The following is a 23,393-nucleotide window of genomic DNA, read 5'->3' as shown; positions in this document are numbered from 1 at the left end:
CCTGCGTCTTTCCGGGGCGGCGCGCTAACGCCGAGCCCGGAATCCAGAACCGATGCGCGCGACCACAATGCGCGGCATCCGCCAGCTTCCCTGGAGACGGCATCGATTCTGGGTTCCAGGCTCGGCGCTAGCGCGCCGCCCCGGAATGACGCCGAGGGTCCACTGCTCAAAATTCCGCCGGCCCGTTTCTTGGTTCGTCACGCGCAGACCCCTGCCCCGCACCGCGCTTCCGTGCCGATCCGGCACGGAAGCGCACCGAAGCGGGGCGAGCCGCGAAAGGGCTGCGCCATGCCGAACCTCGCTGCATTCCCGGCTGCGCCGGACGAGACCGTGCCGAAGCGGAATGCCGTCGCTGGGCCGGCTGGCCTCACGATCGAGCGCCGCCCGCTTGCTGCCTGCGCCGCCATCGAGGCCGAATGGCGCGACCTCGCCGGCCGCGCCATCGAGCCGAACCCATTCTGTGAGCCCGATTTCGCCCTGCCCGCCGCGCAGCATCTCGTCGACTTCCGCGACGTCTCTGTGCTGCTGTTCTGGGATGGCCCGGCCGCGCCACGCCGCCTGCTCGGCTTCGTGCCGGCCCGCCTCCGGCGCAGGCTGCTGGGCCAGGACGAGCTGATCGGCTGGAACAATCCCCGGCTCGGCCTCGCCACGCCGCTGATCGACATCGACCAGGTGGAACACGTCATCGCTGCCCTGCTTCACGCCCCCGGCCGCTGGGGCCTCGCCGATACGCAGAACTTGCAGCTGAACCGCCTCGATCTGGACGGCCCGCTGCTGCACGGCGTGCTGCAGGCAGCCCAGCGCACCGGCCATGCCGCTGCCGTTGAGCCGGCCTCCGCGCCCACCTCCCCGGCCACGCCGGATCTCGCAGCCCTGCGTCATGGCCTGTCACGCCATGGCAAGCTGTCCTTTGCCGAATCCAGCTCGCGCCAGGACCTGCGCGACATGGTCGAGCTCCATCTGGCGCTCGAAGCTTCAGGCTCGCTGGCGCGCGCCGGCGGCGCTGCGCTCCAGGATATCCGCGAAAGCGCCTTCCTGCGCGCCATGACCCGTAATCTGGCGCGCAGCCATCGCTGCCGGGTCGGCCTGCTGAGCCTCGACGACAAGCCGATCGCCGGCGCGATACTGATCGGCAAAAGCCCGCGCCTCTGGCTCTATTCGGGCACGCAGGACGAGCGCTTCGTCAGCTTCGCCCCGTTGGCCCAGCTCGTCGCCTGGCTTGGCCGACGCGGCCGCCAGCGCGAGATCCTCGCCGACCTGCCAGGCCTCCACGCCGTTACGCTGCCGCAACGGCTCGGCGACATCCGCCTGTCCGCGACCGCGAAGGCCCCGCGCCGCGCGACGCCCCTCACCCGGCGTCGCGCAGCAGCCGCCTGATGATCTTGCCGGTGGTGGTCATCGGCAATTCCTCGCGGAACTCGATCTCGCGCGGGTATTCATGCGCCGCGAGCCGCTCGCGCACGAAGCCCTGGATTTCCGCCACGAGTTCCTTCGATGGTGAGTAGCCCGCCTTCGGCACGATGAAGGCTTTGACGATCTCGGTGCGCAGCGCGTCAGGCTTGCCGACCACCGCTGCGAGCGCCACCGCCGGATGGCGCAGCAGGCAGTCCTCGATCTCGCTCGGCCCGATCCGGTAGCCTGACGAGGTGATGACGTCGTCGTCGCGGCCGACGAAGCGGATATAGCCCTGCGCATCCTGCGAGCCTTGGTCGCCCGTCGTCATCCAGTCGCCGATGAACTTGGCCTCCGTCGCCTCGGGCTTGCGCCAGTAGTGCAGGAACATCACCGGGTCGGGCCGGCGCACCGCGATCTGCCCCTCCTCCTCCGGCTCGCAGATGCTGCCATCGGGCCGGATCACCGCGACCTCATGGCCCGGCACGGCCTTGCCGATGAAGCCCGGCTTGACCACGCCGATGTCGGCGCAGGAGGCGAGCACGAGATTGCACTCGGTCTGGCCGTAGAACTCGTTGATCGTCAGGCCGAGCTTCTCGCGGCCCCAGGCCAGCGTCTCGGCCCCCAGCGCCTCGCCGCCCGAGGCGACCGTGCGCAGCTTGAGGTCATAGCGTCCGCGCGGATTCTCGACCGCGCGCAGCATGCGCAGGGCCGTCGGCGGGATGAAGCAGTTGCGCACACCGAGATCCGCCATCAGCCGGAGCGCTTCATCGGGATCGAACTTCGCTGCCGGCCGCGCCACGATCGGGACGCCGTGATGCAGCGCCGGCAGGAGATTGTTGAGCAGGCCGCCGGCCCAGGCCCAGTCCGCCGGCGTCCAGAGCAGATCGCCCGGCTGCGGCAGGAATTCATGCGGCATCTCCACGCCCGGCAGATGGCCGAGCATCACCCGGTGGCCATGCAGCGCGCCCTTGGCGTTGCCGGTGGTGCCGGAGGTGTAGATCATCAGTGCCGGGTCGTCCGGCCCGCTGTCGACCGGCGCGAAATCGTCGCTTTCAACTTCCAGCAGGCGCGCGAGCCCTTCGGCCCCTCCGTCCGGCCCATCGGCCGAGATCACCAGTTCGAGATCCGGCAGCGGCTCCTCGATCTGGCCGAACTTGGCGAGCCCGGCAGCATTGGTGATCAGCGCCTTCGCCCCGCAATCGCGCAGGCGATAGGACAGCGCGTCCGCCCCGAACAACGCCGCCAGCGGCACCGCGATGGCGCCGAGCTTGTAGGCTGCCATATGCGCGATCGGGACCAGGCGCCCTTGCGGCAGCAGGATCGCGACCCGATCGCCTTCGCCGACACCGCGCTTGCGCAGCGCATTCGCAAGGCGGTTCGACTGCGCCCGCAACTCGCCATAGCTGACCGGCACGACCGACCAGTCGGGCTGAACCTCGAGGATCGCGATCTTCCCGGGGTCGACCGCTGCCCAGCGATCGCAGCAATCGACGCCGATATTGTAGCGCTCCGGAATCCGCCAGCGGAAGGCCGCGCGCAGACGCTCATAGTCACGAATGTCGGGAAGCATGCGGCAGGCCCAGGATGACGGATCGAGCAAGCGCCGGTCGGCGCCTGCTCCTGCAAAAAGCGGCGCACGATAGGCGAAGCCGAAAGCCGCTGTCACCTTGGCCTAAGGTCAACTGCTCTGCCGGTCAGAACGCCCGTTCGGCCTCCGCCGGCAGGAAGCCTTCGGCGAAGGCGTTGCCGGCCTTGGCCTTGTCCTTGAACGAGACGGTCAGCCCGATCTGATCGAGCCCCTTCTGCCAGCGCGCCTTGTCTATGCTGCCGAAGCCGTTCGCCTTGACGCCGGGCGTCATCACATAGTGGTCGAGCGCCATCTTCAGACGCTCCAGCTCGATCTCGGGGCGGGCGCCCTCATTGCGCTGGATCACCCCAGCGATCGCCGCCTCCGGCGCGGCGACGACGTCCCGAACGCTGCGCGTGATCGCCCGCAGCAGGCCGCGCACCGCTTGCGGCTTCTCCGCGAGCAGCTTCGGTGAGACGATCACGGCATTGCCGTAGAGCTCGATGCCATGATCGGCCATCAGCAAGGTGACGATATCCTCGGCCGGCACGCCGCGCGCCTTCATGTTGATCACGGAGGTGTGGGCGAAGCCGAAGATCGCATCGAGTTCGCCGGAAGCCAGCATCGGCTCGCGCACGGCAAAGCCGATATTCTCGAGCTTGATCTTGGCATCGTCGATGCCGTTGACCTTCCTGAACACCGACCATTGCGCGAAGGCACCGTCGGCGGCGGGGGCCCCGAGCTTCTTGCCTTCGAGGCTCCGGGGATCGGTCGTGATGCCGCGGCTCTTGCGCCCGACGATCGCGAAGGGCGGCCGGTCATAGACCATCATCACCGCCTTGAGATCGACGGCCGGGCTCTCGTCGCGGAAGCGGATCAGCGAGTTCACATCGCCGAAGCCGGCATCGAAACCGCCGGTCACAACCCGCGGAATCGCTTCGCGTGAGCCCGTTCCGGGCTCGATCGTGACGTCCAGCCCCTCCTCGCGGAAATAGCCCTTATCGAGGGCGGTGAGGAACAGCGCCGCCGGTCCTTCGAAGCGCCAGTCGAGCGTGAAGCGCAGCGGGATCGTAGCGGCAGCGACGGGCGCGTTGTGCAGCCCGGCCCAGGCGGCAAGCCCGGTTCCTGCGAGAAAACGCCCGAACCCGCGCCGGGAGATCGGCGCGCCAGGCAGGGGCATGGCAACGGACATGGCAAACTCCGGAGCGACCATAGCCGACATGGACGCAAGTGCCTCTCCGACAGGGCTCACGGAGCACCATACCGGAGACGCAACGCAACCAAGACTTCCCTAGCCGGCAGGTCAAGCGTCAACAGGGCGAGAACGCGGCGAAATCGCGGAAATGGTTACGTTTTTCTGCGGCAGTGCTGCAGGAGTCACAACGGCAGCGCGCCGTCGGTCTTGACCTCCTCCATCACCGCATAGGTGCGCGTCTCGCGGACGGCCGGCAGCGCGAGCAGGACTTCGCCGAGAAAGCGCCGATAGGCGTTCATGTCGGCGACGCGGGTCTTGACCAGATAGTCAAAGCCGCCGGCGACCATATGGCATTCCAGCACCTCGGGAGCCCGCTTCACCGCCGCCGCGAAGCGCTCGAACGCATCGGGTGTCGTCTTGTCGAGATAGACCTCGACGAAGACCAGCAGGTGCAGGCCGAGCTTCACCGGATCGAGCGTAGCGCGGTAGCCGGTGATGAAGCCCTCGCGCGCCAGCCGCTTCAGCCGTTCGCCGGTCGCGGTCGGCGAAAGCCCGACCTTTTCCGCCAGCTCGACGCCCGCGGCACGGCCGTCGTTCTGGAGCAGCGCGAGCAGGCGCCGGTCGGTTCTATCGAGAACCGGATTATTCTCTGCCATATAAATTTCCTACGAGATAAATCACTATATCTTCGCCGAAATCTCCATTGATATCCAGCCCACTTGCGATGATTCTGCAGATCATCCCGCCGCCGAGACCCGGAGCTCTCTTCATGGCCGCCCCTGCGCCCGTCTTCCACGCCCCCTATGCCGAGGACGATGCCGCGATCGCCGGTCGCCTGCTCTCCGGCGGCCGCCGCGATCCCCTGGCCAAGGCGAGGATCGACGCCCGCGCCACCTCGCTGGTCGACGCGATCCGTACCCGCAAGGTCGGCCTCGGCGGCATCGAGGAATTGCTGCGCGAATACTCGCTCTCGACCAAGGAGGGCCTTGCGCTGATGGTGCTGGCCGAGGCGCTGCTGCGCGTGCCCGACGCCGCCACCGCCGACCGGCTGATCGAGGACAAGCTCGGCCAAGGCGACTTCGCCCATCACGAATCCAAGTCGGACGCCTTCCTGATCTCGGCCTCGTCCTGGGCGCTCGGGATCACCGCCCGCATCATCCAGCCGGGCGAGACCCCGACCAGCATCATCGGCAACCTCTCCAAGCGCCTCGGCCTGCCCGCCGTGCGCACCGCGACGCGCCAGGCGATGCGCGTCATGGGCAATCATTTCGTCCTCGGCCAGACCATCGAGGAGGCGCTGAAGCGCGCCCGTTCCGGCTCGGGCAAGCTCTACCGCTACTCCTTCGACATGCTCGGCGAAGGCGCCCGCACGCAAGGAGACGCCGACCGCTACTACGCCTCCTATGCCGACGCGATCGACGCCATCGGCCGCTCCGCCGGCAACGACAAGCTGCCGAACCGGCCGGGCATCTCGGTCAAGCTCTCGGCCCTGCATCCGCGCTATGAGGCGACCAATCGCGAGCGCGTGCTCGCCGAGCTGACACCGAAGGTGATCGAGCTCGCCCGCCAGGCCAAGACATACGATCTCAACTTCACCGTCGACGCCGAGGAGGCCGACCGGCTCGAGCTCTCGCTCGACGTCATTGCCGCGGTGATGGCCGACGCCTCACTCGCCGGCTGGGACGGCTTCGGCCTCGCCATCCAGGCCTATCAGAAGCGCGCCGCGGCGGTAATCGACCACATCGCTGCTCTGGCCAAGACCTATGACCGCCGGCTGATGGTCCGCCTGGTCAAGGGCGCCTATTGGGACACCGAGCTGAAGCGCGCCCAGGAGCGCGGCCTGCCCGACTATCCGGTCTTCACCCGCAAGGCGATGACCGACCTGAACTACGAAGCCTGCGCCAGGCAGCTGCTCGCTTTGCGCCCGCGCATCATTCCCCAGTTCGCCACCCATAACGCGCTGACCGTCGCGACCGTCGCCGAGCTCGCCGGCGACGCCGAGAATTTCGAGTTCCAGCGCCTGCACGGCATGGGCGAGGCGCTGTATGAGCGCCTGCTGCAGTCGGATGCCGGCTTCGCCTGCCGCACCTATGCGCCGGTCGGCGGCCATCAGGACCTGCTCGCCTATCTCGTCCGCCGCCTGCTCGAAAACGGTGCGAACTCCTCCTTCGTCTCGGTCTCGGGCGATCCGGACGTGCCGGTCGCCCAGCTCTTGGTGCCGCCGGCCGACCTGATCGGCTCGCCCAGCGCCGCCCGCCATCGCCGCATCCCGCTGCCGGCCGAGCTCTACGGCACCTCGCGCCGCAACTCCGCCGGCGTCGAGCTCGGCGATGCGCAGAGCCTCGCCGGCCTGCTCACCGAGATCCACGCCGCCGCGGCCAAGCCTGTGGCCGAAGCCGTGCCCCTGATCGACGGCAAGCCCGGCACCGGCACCGCCCGCGACGTGCTCTCGCCGATCGACGGCAAGCCGGTCGGCCGCGTCACCGAGGGCGATGCCGCCAGCGCCGAGAAGGCGATGGCCGCCGCCAGGGCCGGCTTCCACGCCTGGAACGCGACGCCCGCCCGCAACCGCGCCGCTAGCCTTCGCCAGGCCGCCGACCTGATGGAAGCGCGCCGCGGCCCGATCCTGGCGCTGCTCCAGTCCGAGGCCGGCAAGACGCTGGACGACGCCATCGCGGAACTCCGCGAAGCCGTCGACTTCCTGCGCTATTACGCGGCCGAGGCTGAAAGCCGGTTCGCTGTGCCGACCGCCCTGCCCGGCCCGACCGGCGAGGAGAACCGCCTGATCCTGCGCGGCCGCGGCCCCTTCGTCTGCATCGCTCCCTGGAACTTCCCGCTCGCGATCTTCGTCGGCCAGGTCGCCGCTGCGCTCGTCGCCGGCAACAGCGTCGTCGCCAAGCCGGCGCCGCAGACCCCGCTGATCGCCGCGCTCGCCGTGCGCCTCCTGCACGAGGCCGGCATCCCCAAGACTGCGCTGCATTTCGCTCCCGGCGACGGCAAGCTCGGCGCAGCGCTGGTCGCACACAAGGACGTGGCTGGCGTCGCCTTCACCGGCTCGACCGCGACCGCCCGCGCCATCAACCGCGCGCTTGCCAACAAGGACGGCCCGATCGTCCCGCTGATCGCCGAGACCGGCGGCCTCAACGCCATGATCGTCGACGCCACCGCGCTGGCCGAGCAGGTCGCCGACGACGTCATCCTCTCCGCCTTCCGTTCGGCCGGCCAGCGCTGCTCGGCTTTGCGCCTGCTCGTCGTGCAGGAGGACGTCGCCGACAAGATGGTCGAGATGATCGAGGGCGCCGCCCGCGAGCTAACGCTGGGCGACCCGCGCGCCATCGAGACCCATGTCGGCCCGGTGATCGACGCCGCCGCCAAGGAGCGCCTCGACGCCCATATCGCCGCGATGCGTTCAGCCGGCCGCGTGACTTACGCCGGCAAGACGCCGGCTCTGCCCGGCACCTTCGTCGCCCCGCACATCATCAGGCTCGACAAGGTCGCCGACCTCGCCGCCGAGCATTTCGGCCCGATCCTGCATGTCGTGCGCTGGAAGGCGGGCCAGCTCGACAAGGTCCTCGCCGAGATCGAGGCGACCGGCTACGGCCTGACCTTCKGCCTGCATTCGCGCATCGAGACCACGGTCGAGCTGGTCGTCGACCGGCTCTCGACCGGCAACATCTATGTCAACCGCAACATGATCGGCGCGGTCGTCGGTGTGCAGCCCTTCGGCGGCCACGGCCTCTCAGGCACCGGCCCCAAGGCCGGCGGCCCGAACTACCTGCCCCGCTTCGCCACCGAGCAGACGGTGACGATCAACACCGCGGCGGCCGGCGGCAATGCCAGCCTGATCGCGATGGGGGAGTGACTAGCCTCCTTCTCCCGTGACAGCGCCCTTCTCCCCTCGGGGGAGAAGGTCCCGGCAGGGGGATGAGGGCGCCTCGACCGGGTGAGCCGTCCTTCCCTCATCCGTCAGCGCTGCGCGCTGCCACCTTCTCCCCCGAGGGGAGAAGGAAGAACCCTACTCCGCCGCGCGCGCCGCCGCCTGCTTCAGCCGGGCCAGCGCTTCCTCGGCCCCGGCCTTGACCGCCGGATCCGTCACCTGCCCCTCTTGCGCGACGCGCTCGGCCAGCGCCGTGACACTGAGTTCGCCGCCGGCGGCGACGAGCTTCAGCACCGCGTTCGACAGCACGTTCGGCCAATAGGCCGCGCCGCCCTTGGCCAACCCCTTGGCCTTGCGGCCTTCGAATTCCTTGGTGAGCTGTTCGGGGGTCTTCCTGGCCATGGCGCGGGCTTTCCGTGAATCATGTTTGAGCCGCGCTTATAGCAGCCTGCCGGCAAAGAGCGCGGGGCCTCTTCCTCCCCCGTCATGGTCGGGCTTGTCCCGACCATCCACGTCTTGCGCCGCCAATCGCAGACGCGTCCGCCAAGAATGCCTCCGGGCATCCGGTCGAGGCCGGGCGAAGACGTGGATGGTCGCCACAAGGGCGACCATGACGGAAGAGGGGTGATGCCGGCGCCTACCCCTCGCCCCACAGCGTCTCGGCCGCCTCGCCCCTCGCCTCATGCCATGCGACCCGCCGCTCGGCCTCTTCCCAGGCCGCATCTGCGGAGAGGCCGGCGAGGCGCAGGCCGAGCGCTTCCTTGAGGGTGGCGCGCTCCGCGTCGCTGAAGCAGGTCCGCAGGAAGGTAGTGGCGCAATGCTCGCCACCGGGCCCGACGCAGGCCTTGGCCCGGCGGCAGTCCGGCAGGGTGCAGAGATAGCGCCAGCATTCCAGCTGCGTCGCCACGCTGCGCAGCGCGATCGGCCGCCGGCGCTGGAAGTGCTCGAACTCCTCCTTTGTCGCACCACGATGGTCGGGATTGCGAGGCATGGGGTGTCCTCCAGTCAGCCTCCTTCTCCCCTCGGGGGAGAAGGTCCGGCAGGGGATGAGGGCGGGACGACCGGATGAGCGCTGAGTCGCGAGCTGGACTTCCCTCATCCGTCAGCGCTACGCGCTGCCACCTTCTCCCCCGAGGGGAGAAGGAAGGCGCCCAAGCTTTTCCCCGCCCGCAGGCTCATCCTGCGGGCGTTGTCGCATGTGAGGGGCAGCGGAGCGCCGCGAGGCGCTGGTTTGGATATCCGCTTCCATTGAGCCAGGAAGCGGCGCGGATGGATTGAGCCACCATCCGCACGCCCCGTGGCGCTCCGCCAAGCGGCGATTTGAAAGCTCCGGGCCGCGCTTCTGTCACGCCGGTGTGAGCCGGCGCGGTCTAGCGAGCTCCTCGCGCAGGGATCGTAGTGTCCCCAGGTCGGTTCCCGAAGCCTCCCGGGAGCGAGGCGCAACCCTCGCCCGCAGGCGCCGCACCCACCCCGCCAAACGACATGCCTCCGGATGGCCGCCCCTCGGGGATGGGATGCGCGGCATTATACGGGAGGTTTGGGAGGCGGGGATAAAGTTTAAGGCAATCCTCGCCGAGCGAACGAACCTCGTCGAGGCGGCGTAGAAACCTTCCTCCTACAACGACATGCGATGAGAAGTTCGGCTGACTCTATGTTCGAACACGCTGGGCTGCGACACCAATCCAAAGCGAAGGACCCAAACATTCACCAAACTCTTGCCACCACTCCGGCTTAACAACTTCGGACGCAAGCGACATCATCGCCTGCCCGTCTGCCAACAATGTCTGAATTATACGCTCGCTAATGGCACCAATTCCATCGCAACCCGCAAGCTCTAATCTAGAAACAAGCCATTTTTGCTCAATCTCCGAAAGAGAATCTATCTTTTTCTTGTCCAATCCTTTCTTCGTGTCGAAGAACCTCCAGAAATCGCCCTTACGAATATCAGGTTTTAATTTATTCTCATTTGCCGCAATCTTTCGTATCGCGTCGAAGACATCTTTCTTCTCTACTGAACAAGCAAGTTTCGCGACTATGTCGACGGAAATGACATTTTCGAGTTCTCTACAAGGGAGAGCTGACGAGAATACGAACGGCCAATTTCTATCAGTAGACAGCGCAACTAGACGCCTAACAGTGGCAGGGGGCTCATCTTTTGGCATATGATAATCTGAATCTAGAACAATTGTAATCAGTCGACCATCGTCGATTAGATTGGCTGCAACAGCCTCTACTGTAGTTCCGCCCCCGTTTATCAACTCAAAATTCACTTTTCCGAGCCCTCTTCTACGGGCGACATTTTCGATAATTGCTCGTATTAACCTTCCGTCATTCGAAGAATTTTCGGTAATTAAGGCGACTCTGTCTAGAAAATATGGCTTATTAAGAATCGAGAATGGAAAATATAGCACATTTCCATCTCCATAAATCTCAGAATCATTACCTTTTATACATGCATAGATATCCGCGTGGTTCTTCAAATTTCCAAATTGGGCGTATTCAGAAATAATTCGGCGAAGTATTGCCTTCTCGGAGTCATTCAAAGGCAAACTAGAGGCCAGCCACTCTCCTAATTTTCGATCGATAACAAACAAATGATGGCCAAGTCTATGAGATCTCAAAATCTCAGAAATACCTCTAAAAAAAGAGTCCGGCTCTATGGTAGCAATTTCATCCTCAGACAAACGAAAATCAAACAGCATATCAGATATCCGCCTGAAAAAAACCATAAGGCCAATTAACAAGACCTCCACTACTATCAAATGTAGCCGTATCTACCTTTGTTTCGTTGTTTTCATCCTTGCTTGAGTCAAATATCAAAATTTGGATATCAGAAGAGTCAACTTTACCTTGGTAAATAAGCTCACCTATTCTGTTAATCAAGGCTTCGCTGTGTGTTTCTATTATGAATGCCAATTGAGAAACATCTTGTGATTTCGTTTCCAGGCGCCGCTCTCCAACAAAAGCGTCCGCAATCAATGCTTGATGCGCAGGATGGAGATGCAACTCCGGCTGCTCAATCAACAGGATAGAGGATTGCTCGCGCTGCCGCGGACCAACAGTACGCTCACGGTTCAATGCCCACCATATTTGGCCAAGAACCGGAAGTATCTGTGATACACCATAGCCTGTGTCAACAATATTTGTGACCTGATCTCCTACTGTCAAACTGATGCTAATATGGCCTTGCTCCTGAGAAACGTTAACACCATATCCGAATCGTTCTCGGACCCAATTAGAAAAACTATCTTTCTGCTCAGCGTTCAATGAATTCAGAAACATCGGAAAATTCTTGCCGTCCGAATCGATTTCAGATACAGCTAAGTCTTGATATCGATAATATCTTTCGCTTCTAGCCCGGGCGGGGCCAATATATAGAGTGTTCATCATTACCTCTCGAAGCTTTCGAAAGGCAGCAGTAAGCAGTATCGCAACCTGGTTCGAAAAATATATCTTTCTGAGAAGAAATTTTAGCCGACGCTCGTCTTTTGTTCTAACATCACGAAGAAATTTTCTAAATGAGCCTGTTTTAGTGACATTTTCACAAACAATAAAAGATTCATCGTCAAATTTAGGCATAAGAAGAAACTGAGCAGCAATCTCTTTTAATTTTTCATCGGAAAGCCGCTTATCCAAATGGACAGATAAAATACGCGCCAGAACAGGGCTGAGAGGCGCCTCTATTCCAACGAACTGAGTGCCGAACGCGTCATCTATTGCAGAATTTCTTATGGCAATTTCTGGAAAAATTGCACCCTGTTGAACGATTACCTTATATCCGGCGTAAAAATTTCCCACATCCTCATCATTGAATTTTATTGAGGATACTTGAAAATTTTCATCCACTTCCAAGTCAAAATTGACATCCCCATTATAAAAATGAGAGACAATACGCGATATTCTGGTTTTTTGTTCAAATTCCGACAAGTACAGCTCTATATCTGCTGAATCTATGTATCTTCCGTAAGAGTAACCATAATAATATCCGGATTCTCTATAAATATTCCTAGGCGATAGCGCTATATTGTCTACGCCAAAGCGAAATATGATACTGTTTTCTATATCGTTATTGCTTACAACGCCAGAAAAATTACCAAGATCGACATAATCTCCATACCAAAGTATGGGAGAACTCGTGCGTGTCATAAGAGATTGCCGCAAAAGCGGAAACATTCTCAGAAACGTACTTTTGCCACTACTATTCCTGCCGACCAGCAAGTTTATGCGTTTCAGATCAACGCTCTTAACGTCGCGAAGACGTCGCAGATTCGCGACTCCGAATCGTAACATGCAGCCCCCCTGCTCTCGTACGCGGCATGAGTGCAAATCGGCTCGGCCGCGTCAATTGCCCCCCGCTTGACTCCCCCCGCCCCGCCATCCTACGCCCATCGACGGGACACGCCGCCCCAACGCGGCGCGCCCATCTGTAAGGATGGAGACATCGATGGCGAATACGATTCCGGCTGCGCGCCCGCGCGTGCCGCATTTCTCGTCCGGCCCCTGCGCCAAGCGCCCCGGCTGGACCCTCAAGGCCCTTGGTGATGCAGCGCTCGGCCGCTCGCACCGCGCCAAGATCGGCAAGGACAAGCTCAAACTCGCGATCGACCTGACGCGCGAGGTGCTGCAGATCCCGGCCGATTACCGCATCGGCATCGTGCCGGCCTCCGACACCGGCGCCGTCGAGATGGCGATGTGGTCGATGTTGGGCGCCCGCGGCGTCGACATGGTCGCCTGGGAGAGCTTTGGCGAGGGCTGGGTCACCGACGTCGCCAAGCAGCTCAAGCTGGCGGATGTGCGCACCTTCACCGCCCCCTATGGCGAATTGCCGAACCTGAAGAAGGTCGACAGCAAGAACCGCGACGTCGTCTTCACCTGGAACGGCACGACCTCGGGCGTGCGCGTCGTCGACGCCAGCTGGATCGCCGATGACCGCGAGGGGCTGACGATCTGCGACGCGACCTCGGCCGCCTTCGCCCAGAAGCTCGATTGGCCCAAGCTCGATGTCGTCACCTTCTCCTGGCAGAAGGTGCTCGGCGGCGAGGCCGCGCATGGCATGATCGTGCTCTCGCCCCGTGCGGTCGAGCGGCTCTTGACCTACAAGCCGTCCTGGCCGCTGCCGAAAATCTTCCGCATGACCTCGGGCGGCAAGCTCTCCGAGGGCATCTTCGCCGGCGAGACGATCAACACGCCGTCCATGCTCGCGGTCGAGGATTATCTCGATGCGCTGGCCTGGGCCAAGAAGGTCGGCGGGCTCGACGGCCTCGTGAAGCGTGCCGATGGCAACGCCCGCGTCATCGCCAAGTTCGTGCGCGAGAACGACTGGATCGACTTCCTCGCGTTGAAGCCGAAGACGCGCTCGAACACCTCGGTGTGCCTGAAGTTCACCGACCCGGCGGTGACGGCGCTGCCGGCCGATGCGCAGGCGGCCTTCGCCAAGCAGGTGGTCTCGATCATCGAGAAGGCCGGCGCCGGCTACGATCTCGGCCATTACCGCGACGCTCCTCCCGGCCTGCGCATCTGGTGCGGCGCGACCGTGCAGTCGCGCGACCTGAAGGCGCTGCTGCCGTGGATCGCGTATGCGTTCGCGGAAGCGAAGGCCGGGCTCGGCAAGAAGGCGGCGTAAGCTCGACGCGCCCCCTCTCCCACTGATCTCGGGTATACCCGAGATCAGCACTCAAAGTGTCGAAGTCGGCAACAGCCGACTTCGATGGGGAGAGGGTTGGGGTGAGGGCAGCGCGACGTTTGTCGTGAGCTCTCGCCCGCCGGCCCTCATCCGTCTCGGCTTCGCCGAGCCACCTTCTCCCCCGAGGGGAGAAGGAACGCGCCTCCCCATTCACGCGCGCGACCGCTTGCGGCGCGCTGCCGGAGCCATCCCGATGACCAAACCCCGCGTCCTCATCTCCGACGCCCTTTCCCCCGCCGCCGTCCAGATTTTCAAGGATCGCGGCATCGACGTGACCTTCGATCCGGCCCTCGGCAAGGACAAGGACAAGCTCGCCGCTGTGATCGGCGACTATGACGGCCTCGCCATCCGCTCGGCCACCAAGGCGACCGCCAAGCTGCTGGAGGCCGCGACCAAGCTGAAGGTGATCGGCCGCGCCGGCATCGGCGTCGACAATGTCGAGATCCCGGCCGCGACCGCCCGCGGCGTGATCGTGATGAACACGCCCTTCGGCAATTCGATCACCACCGCCGAGCATGCCATCGCGATGATGTTCGCGCTGGCGCGCCAGATCCCGTCTGCAGATCTCTCAACCCAAGCTGGGAAATGGGAGAAGAACCGCTTCATGGGCGTCGAGATCACGGCCAAGACGCTCGGCCTGATCGGCTGCGGCAATATCGGCTCGATCGTCGCCGAGCGCGGCATCGGCCTCAGGATGCGCGTCATCGCCTTCGACCCCTATCTCTCGCCGGAACGGGCGGTGCAGCTGGGCGTCGAAAAGGTCGAGCTGGAGGACCTGCTGAAGCGCGCCGACTTCATCACGCTGCACGTGCCGATGACGGCGATGACCAAGAACATCCTCTCGGCCGAGAATCTCGCCAAGACGAAGAAGGGCGTGCGCATCATCAACTGCGCCCGCGGCGGGCTGGTCGACGAGGCCGCGCTGGCCGACCTCATCAAGTCCGGCCACGTCGCGGGAGCTGCCTTCGACGTGTTCTCGCAGGAGCCGGCTGAATCGAACCCGCTGTTCGGCCTCGACAATGTCGTCTGCACCCCGCATCTCGGCGCCTCGACCAATGAGGCGCAGGAGAACGTCGCCCTGCAGGTCGCCGAGCAGATGAGTGACTATCTGCTCAAGGGCGCGATCACCAATGCGGTGAACTTCCCCTCGATCTCGGCCGAGGAGGCGCCGCGGATCAAGCCCTTCGTCGACCTGGCCGAAAAGCTCGGCTCCTTCCTCGGCCAGCTCACCGAGGCGCCGGTCAAGGGCATCCGGATCGAGTATGAGGGCGCGGTCGCGGCCCTGAACCTGAAGGCGATCTCGGCGGCGGCGATCACCGGCGTGCTGCGGCCCTTCCTGCCCGAGATCAACATGGTCAACTCGGCCATGGTGGCGAAGGAAAAGGGCATCGTCGTCGAGGAATTGACTCGCGAGGTCGCCGGCAATCTCGAAAGCGTCATCCGCATCGTCGTCGAGGCCGAGGACATGCCGCGCCATGCCTCGGGCACGGTCTTCCATGACGGCAAGCCGCGCATCATCGAGATCCGCGACATCCAGGTCGACGCCGAGTTCGCGCCGCACATGCTCTATGTCCGCAATGCCGACAAGCCGGGCTTCATCGGCCAGTTCGGTTCCTTGCTCGGCGATGCCGGCGTCAACGTCGCGACCTTCAATCTCGGCCGCGACAAGCCGGGCGGCGACGCGATCTGCTATGTCGCCGTCGACGAGGCGATCTCGGACGAGCTGCTCGCCAAGATCCACGAGATCCCGATGGTGAAGCGGGCGCGCCGGCTGAAGTTCTGACGGCCGCCCGGATCGCGCCCAAACGGCGCCGCAATCTCCCTCCCCTGTGGCGCCACCACAGGGGATTTTTCATGCCGACCCGCCTTGCCTTCGCTTACGCCTGCTCCGCCGCCCTTGCTATTCTGGCCGCCTCCCCCGCCTTCGCCGACTGGGACAAGGCCAGGCTCGATGCCGGCATCAAGACCATCGAGCAGAGCACGAAGGGCCGCATCGGCGTCGGCCTGATCGACCTCAAGGACCGCAAGAGCTGGTCCTATCGCGGGTCCGAGCCCTTCCCGCTGCAGAGCGTGTTCAAGCTGCCGCTCGCCATCGGCGTGCTGCAGGCAGTCGAAGCCGGCAAGTTCAAGCTCGACCAGAAGATTACCGTCACCCGCAACGATCTCTCGCTCTATCACAGCCCGCTCGCCAAGGCCTTCAAGGGCGAGCGCAACGACTATCCGCTGCGCGAGCTGCTGACGCGCTCGACCGCCGAGAGCGACAACACCGCCGCCGATCTGCTGCTGCGCCTCATCGGCGGCCCGCAGGCGTTGACCGCGATCCTCAAGGACGGCGGCGTCACCGGCATCTCGGTCGACCGCTATGAGCGCGTCTTCCAGCCCGAGATCCTGGGTCTGCCCGGCTATGGCTGGGACCAGGCGATCGACACCGCCAGGTTCTACGCCGCGATCAACGCGATCCCGGCCGCCGAGCGAAAGAAGCGCCTCGCGGCGACGCTGACCGACAAGCGCGACGCCGCGTCCCCGGATGCCTCGATCGCCTTCCTCGAAGGCCTCGCCAAGGGCAACTGGTTGCGCGAACCGGCACACGCCGCGCTGCTCGACAAGATCATGCTGGAGGCCAAGACTGGCCCGAACCGGATCAGGGCCGGCCTGCCGAAAGGCGCCCGCTTCGCCCACAAGACCGGCCTCGGACCGAGCGCCGACGGGCTCAACCACGCCACCAACGATATCGGCATCGTCACCCTGCCGGATGGGCGCCGCTTCGCCATCGCGGTCTATCTCGCCGGCGCGCAGGTCGGCGAGAAGGAGCGCGAGGCGGCGCATCAGGCGGTCGCGAAGCTGGCGGTGGAGAGCTTGCGCTAGCGGTCCCTGCTTGGCGGAAAAGTCCTGATTGGGATTCTCCTTGATCGGTGCGCATGCGAATCTAACGCATGCGCACTGGGTTACCTGGGCGTCCTGGCGCGAAGCTGGAGCGCCCAACACGGACGCCGCGCGCGGCGCGCATGCCCGCCGCACACAATCGGTGACGAAATCAAGATATCGGTCCGAGTCCGGCTCTCGACAGGCTAGGCGAAGAACCGCCGCAGCTCGCTGGCGACCAACCTTGGCTCGCCGACATTGTCGGCCGCGATGTGGCCGATGCCTTTGATCTCGACCCGCTCCGCCTGCGGCAACTCGCGCTGCAACGCGTCGAGCGCCATCGGCAGGTAGGGATTGGAATTGGCGCCGCCCATGAGCAGGACCGGCATGCGGATGGCGCCGAAGTGCCGGACCTGCCCGGCCGTGGCGGCGATCAGTTGCGCATCGTAGTGGAACGTCGGCACCAGTTCGCGGATGGCTGCCGCCTCCTCGCCGCTGCCGCGCAGCGCCATGCCCATCATCGGGCTCAGCAGCAGCCGGGGCAGGCCGGTGAACCAGTCACGTCGATCGCTCGTCCCCTTCATCACCGTGACCATGGCCGCCGCCAGATTGCCGGCGGCAAGCTCGCGCTCGTAGCGCGGCACAAAGTCCAGCGGTGACGGCGCGCCGACGGGCACCGGCGGCTCGTACAGCGCAATTCTACCTAACACCTGCGGCCGGCGCAGCGCCGTCCACAGCGTGGCGATGGCGCCAGAGCTCAGAGCGAACACGTCACGTGCGCCTGTTTGCGCCAGCACCGCCGACAGATCATCGACCTCGGTGCCGATGCCGTAGTCCGGACCCGGCGGCCCGCTGAGGCCACGCCCGCGTCGGTCAGGCACATGCAATGTGAAGCGATCGGCCAGCAATTCCGCCAGCTGGGTGAAGTTGCGGCTGCTCTGCATGCCGCCCGGCAGCAGGACGAGGCTGGGGCCGGCGCCAACCTGCCGGTAGCCGATGGTCGTGCCATCACGCGAGACAGCATGATCCATGGCCCATTTGATCACGGCGTCTCTCCAAGCTCGCCGCCGATCCTGCGGAGGACGTAAGTGGTGGACGCAGGACTATCGAGCAGGCCGGCGACAACATGGCGAAGGGGAGGCGTGGGCGCGTCCGCTACCCAGCGCCAATACCTTGTCGGCTCTGCCCGTCATTTATGCACGGGAAAGTTGCATTGACAAATGAAGGACAAACCCCCATTTGTAGTGTTCGATCTAGGCCGAACGAATTGGCCCGCGCTATTTTTGCGCACCGCTGACGACCTTCCTGCTCAAATCGAAAACATGCGTGGCATGCGGCTGCGTGTGAGTTACCAACCGCAAGAAGGAATATGACTATGGCCAACGGTACAGTGAAATGGTTCAACGGCACCAAGGGTTTCGGCTTCATCCAGCCGGATGATGGCGGCCAGGACGTGTTCGTCCACATCAGCGCCGTCGAGCGCGCCGGCCTGCGCGATCTGCGCGACGGCCAGAAGATCTCGTACGAGCTCGTCCAGGACAAGCGTTCGGGCAAGATGTCGGCCGACAACCTGCGCGCCGAGTGAGCTGACGCGCTGTCCAGCGTGAGAGATCAGCGGCCGGCGACCACGGATGTACTGGCGCCAGGCCCGCTCCACGTGGGGTAGCTCAGGAAGGGTCGGGGTCTACCCGGCCCTTTTTTGTTTTCAAGAGATGTTCGGCCAAGGCGTTTCGACCAGACGTCTCGACCAAGTGCTTTCACGAGAAGGAAGTCCGAATGCAGGTTCTCGTCCGCGACAACAATGTCGACCAGGCGTTGCGCGTCCTGAAAAAGAAGATGCAGCGCGAAGGCGTGTTTCGCGAGATGAAGCGGCGCTCGGCCTATGAGAAGCCGTCGGAGAAGCGCGTTCGCGAGAAGGCCGACGCGATCCGCCGCGCCCGCAAGCTCGCCCGCAAGCAGGCGCAGCGCGAAGGCCTGCTCCCCGCTCCGAAGCCGAAGCCACGTCCGGCCCGGCCGCCGCGTCCGGCAGCCGTCGCGTCCTGATCCTGATCAAAGGAGCCGCTGCCATGGCAACGAAAGGACTGACCGCCGAGCAGGCCAAGCTTCGCGCGGAACGGAACTTCGCCAAGACCGAGCAGCGGCGACAGGAAGCAGAGAACGCCATGGAGGCGGTTCAGGCTGAGCGGCGGGCTATCGCTGAGAAGACCGCGAGGCTGCGCGCGTTGCGTCTGGCCAAGGAGGCGGCGGACGCACAGACCGCCGCCGAGCAATTGGCGGCGAAACCAGCGGCAACGAAGAAACCTGCCGCCCGTCGCACGGTCGGGAAATCCAGCGCTGCGCGCTGACCCGCAGGCGGCGCAGCCTTGGCGCCGCAGAATACCGCAGCAGTCGCTATCCCGGTCTTATTTCGGCTGGCTTTCAAGCCCGGCAAGATAGCTGCTCAAGGCCCGCTCCGGCCCATGCCAGGAGGCGCCCTTCCCCTGCAGCTCCGGCGCTTCCTTCCAGCCGGGTTCGATCCCCGTCATGTTCGGCAGCAGATGCGCGATGCCCTTGTGGCAGTCGATGCAGGTCTTCTCGCCCGTGGTCAGGAAGCGGCCATGGATGTCGGCGGCGCGGCGCGTCTGCTTGGTGAAATCCATCGCCACGGATGAGTGACAGTTGCGGCATTCGAGCGAGTCGTTGGCTTTGAGCCTGGACCATTCGTGCTTGGCGAGCTCGAGCCGCATGTCCAAGAACTTCTCGCGCGTCGAGATCGTGCCGAAAATCTTGCCCCAGACTTCCTTGGACGCCTGCATCTTGCGGGCGATCTTGTCGGTCCAGTTGTGCGGCACATGGCAGTCCGGGCAGGTCGCGCGCACGCCAGAGCGATTGGAGAAGTGCACCGTCGACTGCAGCTCCTGATAGACGTTGTCGCGCATCTCGTGACAGGACGTGCAGAATTTCTCGGTGTTGGTGATCTCCAGCGCCGTGTTGAAGCCGCCCCAGAAGATCACGCCGCAGACGAAGCCGCCCAGCGTCAGGAAGCCGAGTGGCAGATAGGCGCTCGGCCGGCTGATGATCCGCCAGAAGGCGACTGCGACACCCCAGAGCCGCCAGAAGAGCGCTTTGAGCTTGCCCATTACAGCGCTCCGCTACGGCTTCCGGCCGACATCTTGGGCGTCCTGGAACAGGTTCGGCACCAGCGGCGGCACATCGGTCTGCTGGACATGGCAGGCGGTGCAGAAATAGCGCCGCGGCGTCACATCGGAGAGCACCTGCCCGTCGCGATCCTGGAAATGGGTGACGCTGATCATCGGCGCGCCCGAACCTTCGGTGAACTCGCGCTTGTGACAGTCCATGCAGCGATTGGTGTTGAGGGTGAGCTGGTAGCCGTCGATCGCGTGCGGGATCACCGGCGGCTGCTCCGGATAGTTGCGCATGCGCTTGACGTCGTCGACCACCGGCCGGCCGAGCGCCGGAACCCGCTCCAGCGCCATGGGTTGCGGCGTCCCGGTGAGCCGCGGCACGGTCTTCACCGGCGCGCCATCCTGCGAGAGAGCGGCACCGAAGGCGAGGACGAGGCAGGCCGCCAGCGCGGCCCCGAAGAGGGTCGGTACGCGCATCAGGCGGGGACCGGCAGGATCTTGACCGCGCATTTCTTGAAATCCGTCTGTTTGGAGATCGGATCGGTCGCGTCCAGCGTCGTCTTGTTGATCAGCTGGCTCGCATCGAACCACGGCACGAACACCACGCCGGGCGGCATGCGGTTGCGCCCGCGGGTCTCGATACGGGTGCGCATCTCGCCGCGCCGGGAGATGATGCGGACTTCAGCGCCCTGGTTCAGCCCGCGGCTGCGGGCGTCCTCCGGATGCATGAAGCAGCGCGCGCCCGGAAATGCCTTGTAGAGCTCCGGCACGCGCATGGTCATCGAGCCGGAGTGCCAGTGCTCGAGCACACGGCCGGTGACAAGCCAGAAATCATACTCGTTGTCCGGCATCTCGGCCGGCGGTTCATAAGGCACTGCGATGATGCGCGCCTTGCCGTCCTTGTTGCCGTAGAACTCGACGCCCTTGCCCGGTTTTACATAGGGGTCGAGCCCCTCGCGATAGCGCCAGAGCGTCTCCTTGCCGTCGACCACCGGCCAGCGCAGGCCACGGACCTGATGATAGATGTCATAGGGCGCAAGATCGTGGCCATGGCCGCGACCGAAGGAGGCGTATTCCTCGAACAGCCCCTTCTGCACATAAAAGCCGAAGGCCTTCGCCTCCCGGTTCTCATAGCCGGGGTCGATCTCGGAGATATCGAACTTGTCGACATTGCCGTTGCGATAGAGCACGTCGAACAGGGTCTTGCCCTTGTAGTTCGGATTGGCGTTCAGGATCTCGGCCGGCCAGACCTCGTCGGTGGTGAAACGCTTCGAGAACTCCATCAGCTGCCAGAGATCGGAGCGCGCCTCGCCCGGCGCGTTGACGAGCTGGTGCCAGACATGGGTGCGCCGCTCGGCATTGCCGTAGGCCCCCTCCTTCTCGACCCACATCGCCGCCGGCAGAATCAGGTCGGCCGCCATCGCGGTCACCGTCGGATAGGCGTCGGAGACGACGATGAAATTCTCGGGGTTGCGATAGCCCGGATAAGCCTCGTTGGTGTTGTTCGGCGAGGCCTGCAGGTTGTTGTTGACCTGGATCCAGTAGAAATTGAGCTTGCCGTCCTTGAGCATCCGGTCCTGCTCGACGGCATGGTAGCCCGGCTTTTCCGGGATGATGCCGTGCGGGACACGCCAGATCTCCTCGGCATGCTTGCGATGCTCGGGATTGGTGACCGTCATGTCGGCCGGCAGGCGATGGGCGAAGGTGCCGACCTCACGCGCCGTGCCGCAGGCCGAGGGCTGCCCGGTCAGCGAGAACGGGCTGTTGCCGGGCTCGGAGATTTTCCCGGTCAGCAGGTGCAGGTTGTAGACCATCTGGTTGGCCCAGACACCGCGCACATGCTGGTTGAAGCCCATCGTCCAGAACGAGGTGACCTTGCGCTTGGGATCGGCATAGAGCTCGGCGAGCTGCTGCAGGAAGCCGGGCTCGACGCCGGTCAGGGCGGAGACCTTCTCCAGCGTGTAGTCCTTCACGAAGGCAGCGAAGGCTGCAAAATCGATCGGCGTCGTCGCGGTGACGTCCTCGGCTTTCCTGGCCTTGACCTCGCGCGGATCGTCCGGCCGCAGGCCATAGCCGATATCGGTCGCGCCCTTCACGAAGGTGGTGTGCTTGTCGACGAAGTCCTTGTTCACCCGCCCGGTCGTGATGATGTGGTTGGCGATGTAGTTCAGGATCGCCAGGTCCGTGCCCGGCTTGAACACGATCGGGATGTCGGCAAGGTCGGAGCTGCGATGGGTGAAGGTCGAGAGCACCGCGACCTTGACATGCGGGTGGCCGAGCCGGCGGTCGGTCACCCTGGTCCACAGGATCGGATGCATCTCCGCCATGTTCGAGCCCCAGAGCACGAAGGCGTCGGCATGCTCGAAATCGTCATAGCAGCCCATCGGCTCGTCCATGCCGAAGGTGCGCATGAAGGCGTAGGCGGCCGAGGCCATGCAGTGGCGGGCGTTCGGGTCGAGATTGTTCGAGCGGAAGCCGGCCCGCATCAATTTGGTCGCGGCATAGCCCTCGAAGATCGTCCACTGACCCGAGCCGAACATGCCGAGCGCGGTCGGCCCCTTCTCCTTCAGCACGCGCTTGGCCTGCGCCGCCATGGTGTCGAAGGCCTCGGTCCATGACACCGGAGTGAATTCGCCGTCCTTGGCGTAGGCGCCGTTCTTCTTGCGCAGCAGCGGCTGGGTCAGCCGGTCGTTGCCGTACATGATCTTGGAGAGGAAATAGCCCTTGACGCAGTTGAGGCCGCGATTGACCTCTGCCTTCATGTCGCCATGCGTGGCGATGACCCGGCCGTCCTTGACGCCGACCATCACGCCGCAGCCGGTGCCGCAGAAGCGGCAGGGCGCCTTCGACCAGGAGATCTTCAGCGCATCGACGCCGCCTGAGACGGGCTGTGCGACGGCCTCGCTGCCGATATTGGCCGCCAAGGCGGCGATCCCCGCGGCCTGGGCCTTGAGCAGTTCGCGACGGGACAGGCTCATCTGTCATCTCCGGTGTCGTCGATGGGTTCGATCTGCTCGAACACCATGTTGGCCGAGAACACCCCGTCCATCAGCGCCATGGTGGTGAGCCGGCTGCCGATCTCGCCGCTGCTCTCGCCTTCCATCACCACGACGATCTTGCTGCCCTCGATCGCGCGCACTTCGGTGTCCGGCAGGGCGGCGATCTGGCGTGCGATCTCGGCGCACTGTTCGGGACGCGCGGTGACGACCGCGCTGGAGATGTGGAAGAAGCGTTGCGGGCGAGCGGACGTAGGGACACGCTCGGGCAGGATGTCCCCGGTGAGGAATTTGCGGCGGTCGATCTCGCGCTTGCCGGTCAGCATGGCGCGGCCTCAGTGCGCCGCCCCGGGTGGCCCGGGCGGTCCGAGGACGATCTGGGACATCCAGATCAGGAAGCCGTAGCCGCCGACGATGCCGACGGCGACGATCGGCCAGATCAGGACCGCCAGCGTGAAAAAGGCCAGGAGCTCGGCCTTCCTGGTCGGCTGCTCTGGATGCACCTCGGTGCTCGCAGGGTCAGGCCCCATCGCCAGTCTCCATCGTCGTCGCCGCCGGCGATCACATATCGCCGTCAGCCAGATTGGAGCTTGTCGAAGGAGGTTAGTCCTCGCCCACAAGTTGTCCAGCCCGGCGCACCCCGCAAGGTTAGCGGGGCACGGCCGGACTGCTTTGACATGGATCAATTCCAGG

21 protein-coding genes are annotated in these 23,393 nt (G+C 64.3%); 8 read left to right on the top strand and 13 right to left on the bottom strand.

The window, feature by feature from the left end:
* The first annotated feature begins 288 nt into the window (after window positions 1-288).
* Entirely contained in the window at window positions 289-1,377 is a 1,089-nt protein-coding gene (locus AC1DS0_RS04470) for a GNAT family N-acetyltransferase (RefSeq protein WP_476813180.1), read from the top strand.
* Here the strand turns inward: AC1DS0_RS04470 and AC1DS0_RS04465 are convergent.
* The 3 genes from AC1DS0_RS04465 to AC1DS0_RS04455 all read right to left on the bottom strand — a co-directional run bounded on the left by AC1DS0_RS04465 (window position 1,349) and on the right by AC1DS0_RS04455 (window position 4,813).
* On the bottom strand, window positions 1,349-2,965 hold the full coding sequence (locus AC1DS0_RS04465) for an acyl-CoA synthetase (RefSeq protein WP_476813179.1): 1,617 nt from the start codon (window positions 2,963-2,965) through the stop codon (window positions 1,349-1,351). The genes AC1DS0_RS04470 and AC1DS0_RS04465 overlap by 29 nt on opposite strands.
* A 124-nt stretch (window positions 2,966-3,089) precedes the next feature.
* Window positions 3,090-4,154, bottom strand: coding sequence for an ABC transporter substrate-binding protein (locus tag AC1DS0_RS04460; RefSeq protein WP_476813178.1), 1,065 nt, complete (start codon window positions 4,152-4,154; stop codon window positions 3,090-3,092).
* 185 nt (window positions 4,155-4,339) lie between these two features.
* Entirely contained in the window at window positions 4,340-4,813 is a 474-nt protein-coding gene (locus AC1DS0_RS04455) for an Lrp/AsnC ligand binding domain-containing protein (protein WP_152012054.1), read from the bottom strand.
* Window positions 4,814-4,926: 113 nt separating this feature from the next.
* Between AC1DS0_RS04455 and putA the strand changes: the two genes are divergently transcribed.
* A complete protein-coding gene (gene putA / locus AC1DS0_RS04450; protein WP_476813177.1) occupies window positions 4,927-8,019 on the top strand; it encodes a bifunctional proline dehydrogenase/L-glutamate gamma-semialdehyde dehydrogenase PutA in 3,093 nt (1,030 codons plus the stop codon).
* 153 nt (window positions 8,020-8,172) lie between these two features.
* Here putA and AC1DS0_RS04445 read toward each other — a convergent pair whose 3' ends face one another.
* The 4 genes from AC1DS0_RS04445 to AC1DS0_RS04430 form a co-directional block, all read right to left on the bottom strand.
* On the bottom strand, window positions 8,173-8,436 hold the full coding sequence (locus AC1DS0_RS04445) for a hypothetical protein (RefSeq protein ID WP_476813176.1): 264 nt from the start codon (window positions 8,434-8,436) through the stop codon (window positions 8,173-8,175).
* Window positions 8,437-8,671: 235 nt separating this feature from the next.
* Window positions 8,672-9,025, bottom strand: coding sequence for a hypothetical protein (locus AC1DS0_RS04440; protein ID WP_476813175.1), 354 nt, complete (start codon window positions 9,023-9,025; stop codon window positions 8,672-8,674).
* Between the two features lie 658 nt (window positions 9,026-9,683).
* Window positions 9,684-10,736: a hypothetical protein gene (locus tag AC1DS0_RS04435; protein ID WP_476813174.1), complete on the bottom strand. Its 1,053-nt coding sequence runs from the start codon at window positions 10,734-10,736 to the stop codon at window positions 9,684-9,686.
* Window position 10,737: 1 nt separating this feature from the next.
* Window positions 10,738-12,324, bottom strand: a complete 1,587-nt coding sequence (locus AC1DS0_RS04430) for an AAA family ATPase (protein WP_476813173.1) — start codon at window positions 12,322-12,324, stop codon at window positions 10,738-10,740.
* A 154-nt stretch (window positions 12,325-12,478) separates the two neighbouring features.
* Between AC1DS0_RS04430 and AC1DS0_RS04425 the strand changes: the two genes are divergently transcribed.
* From AC1DS0_RS04425 to bla, 3 genes are all read left to right on the top strand, one after another.
* Window positions 12,479-13,657, top strand: a complete 1,179-nt coding sequence (locus AC1DS0_RS04425; RefSeq protein WP_476813172.1) for a phosphoserine transaminase — start codon at window positions 12,479-12,481, stop codon at window positions 13,655-13,657.
* A gap of 253 nt (window positions 13,658-13,910) precedes the next feature.
* On the top strand, window positions 13,911-15,500 hold the full coding sequence (gene serA / locus AC1DS0_RS04420) for a phosphoglycerate dehydrogenase (protein WP_476813171.1): 1,590 nt from the start codon (window positions 13,911-13,913) through the stop codon (window positions 15,498-15,500).
* A gap of 71 nt (window positions 15,501-15,571) precedes the next feature.
* Window positions 15,572-16,582, top strand: coding sequence for a class A beta-lactamase (bla, locus tag AC1DS0_RS04415; protein ID WP_476813170.1), 1,011 nt, complete (start codon window positions 15,572-15,574; stop codon window positions 16,580-16,582).
* Between the two features lie 203 nt (window positions 16,583-16,785).
* Here bla and AC1DS0_RS04410 read toward each other — a convergent pair whose 3' ends face one another.
* Entirely contained in the window at window positions 16,786-17,625 is an 840-nt protein-coding gene (locus AC1DS0_RS04410) for an alpha/beta fold hydrolase (RefSeq protein WP_476813169.1), read from the bottom strand.
* A gap of 329 nt (window positions 17,626-17,954) precedes the next feature.
* Between AC1DS0_RS04410 and AC1DS0_RS04405 the strand changes: the two genes are divergently transcribed.
* From AC1DS0_RS04405 to AC1DS0_RS04395, 3 genes are all read left to right on the top strand, one after another.
* Window positions 17,955-18,164: a cold-shock protein gene (locus tag AC1DS0_RS04405; RefSeq protein WP_091836184.1), complete on the top strand. Its 210-nt coding sequence runs from the start codon at window positions 17,955-17,957 to the stop codon at window positions 18,162-18,164.
* 191 nt (window positions 18,165-18,355) lie between these two features.
* A complete protein-coding gene (gene rpsU, locus AC1DS0_RS04400) occupies window positions 18,356-18,622 on the top strand; it encodes a 30S ribosomal protein S21 (RefSeq protein WP_152012046.1) in 267 nt (88 codons plus the stop codon).
* A gap of 23 nt (window positions 18,623-18,645) precedes the next feature.
* On the top strand, window positions 18,646-18,924 hold the full coding sequence (locus AC1DS0_RS04395) for a hypothetical protein (RefSeq protein ID WP_476813168.1): 279 nt from the start codon (window positions 18,646-18,648) through the stop codon (window positions 18,922-18,924).
* Between the two features lie 57 nt (window positions 18,925-18,981).
* Here the strand turns inward: AC1DS0_RS04395 and AC1DS0_RS04390 are convergent, their stop codons facing one another.
* Genes AC1DS0_RS04390 through napE form a run of 5 tightly spaced genes read right to left on the bottom strand, consistent with a single transcriptional unit; the run spans window position 18,982 to window position 23,230 of the window.
* Window positions 18,982-19,698 carry a cytochrome c3 family protein gene (locus tag AC1DS0_RS04390; RefSeq protein WP_476813167.1) on the bottom strand — a complete coding sequence of 239 codons (717 nt, stop codon included), beginning with the start codon at window positions 19,696-19,698 and terminating at the stop codon, window positions 18,982-18,984.
* 12 nt (window positions 19,699-19,710) lie between these two features.
* The gene (locus AC1DS0_RS04385; protein WP_476813166.1) at window positions 19,711-20,214 is read right to left on the bottom strand and encodes a nitrate reductase cytochrome c-type subunit; all 504 of its coding nucleotides are present in this window, start codon (window positions 20,212-20,214) and stop codon (window positions 19,711-19,713) included.
* The gene (gene napA, locus AC1DS0_RS04380; protein ID WP_476813165.1) at window positions 20,181-22,682 is read right to left on the bottom strand and encodes a periplasmic nitrate reductase subunit alpha; all 2,502 of its coding nucleotides are present in this window, start codon (window positions 22,680-22,682) and stop codon (window positions 20,181-20,183) included. The genes AC1DS0_RS04385 and napA overlap by 34 nt, the downstream gene beginning before the upstream one ends.
* On the bottom strand, window positions 22,679-23,026 hold the full coding sequence (locus AC1DS0_RS04375) for a chaperone NapD (RefSeq protein WP_476813164.1): 348 nt from the start codon (window positions 23,024-23,026) through the stop codon (window positions 22,679-22,681). The genes napA and AC1DS0_RS04375 overlap by 4 nt, the downstream gene beginning before the upstream one ends.
* 9 nt (window positions 23,027-23,035) lie before the next feature.
* Entirely contained in the window at window positions 23,036-23,230 is a 195-nt protein-coding gene (gene napE / locus AC1DS0_RS04370; protein ID WP_476813163.1) for a periplasmic nitrate reductase, NapE protein, read from the bottom strand.
* Window positions 23,231-23,393: the final 163 nt, after the last annotated feature.

The organism is Allobosea sp. P4_H5 (genome assembly GCF_056400825.1).
This window is presented reverse-complemented; position numbering and strand designations above follow the sequence as displayed.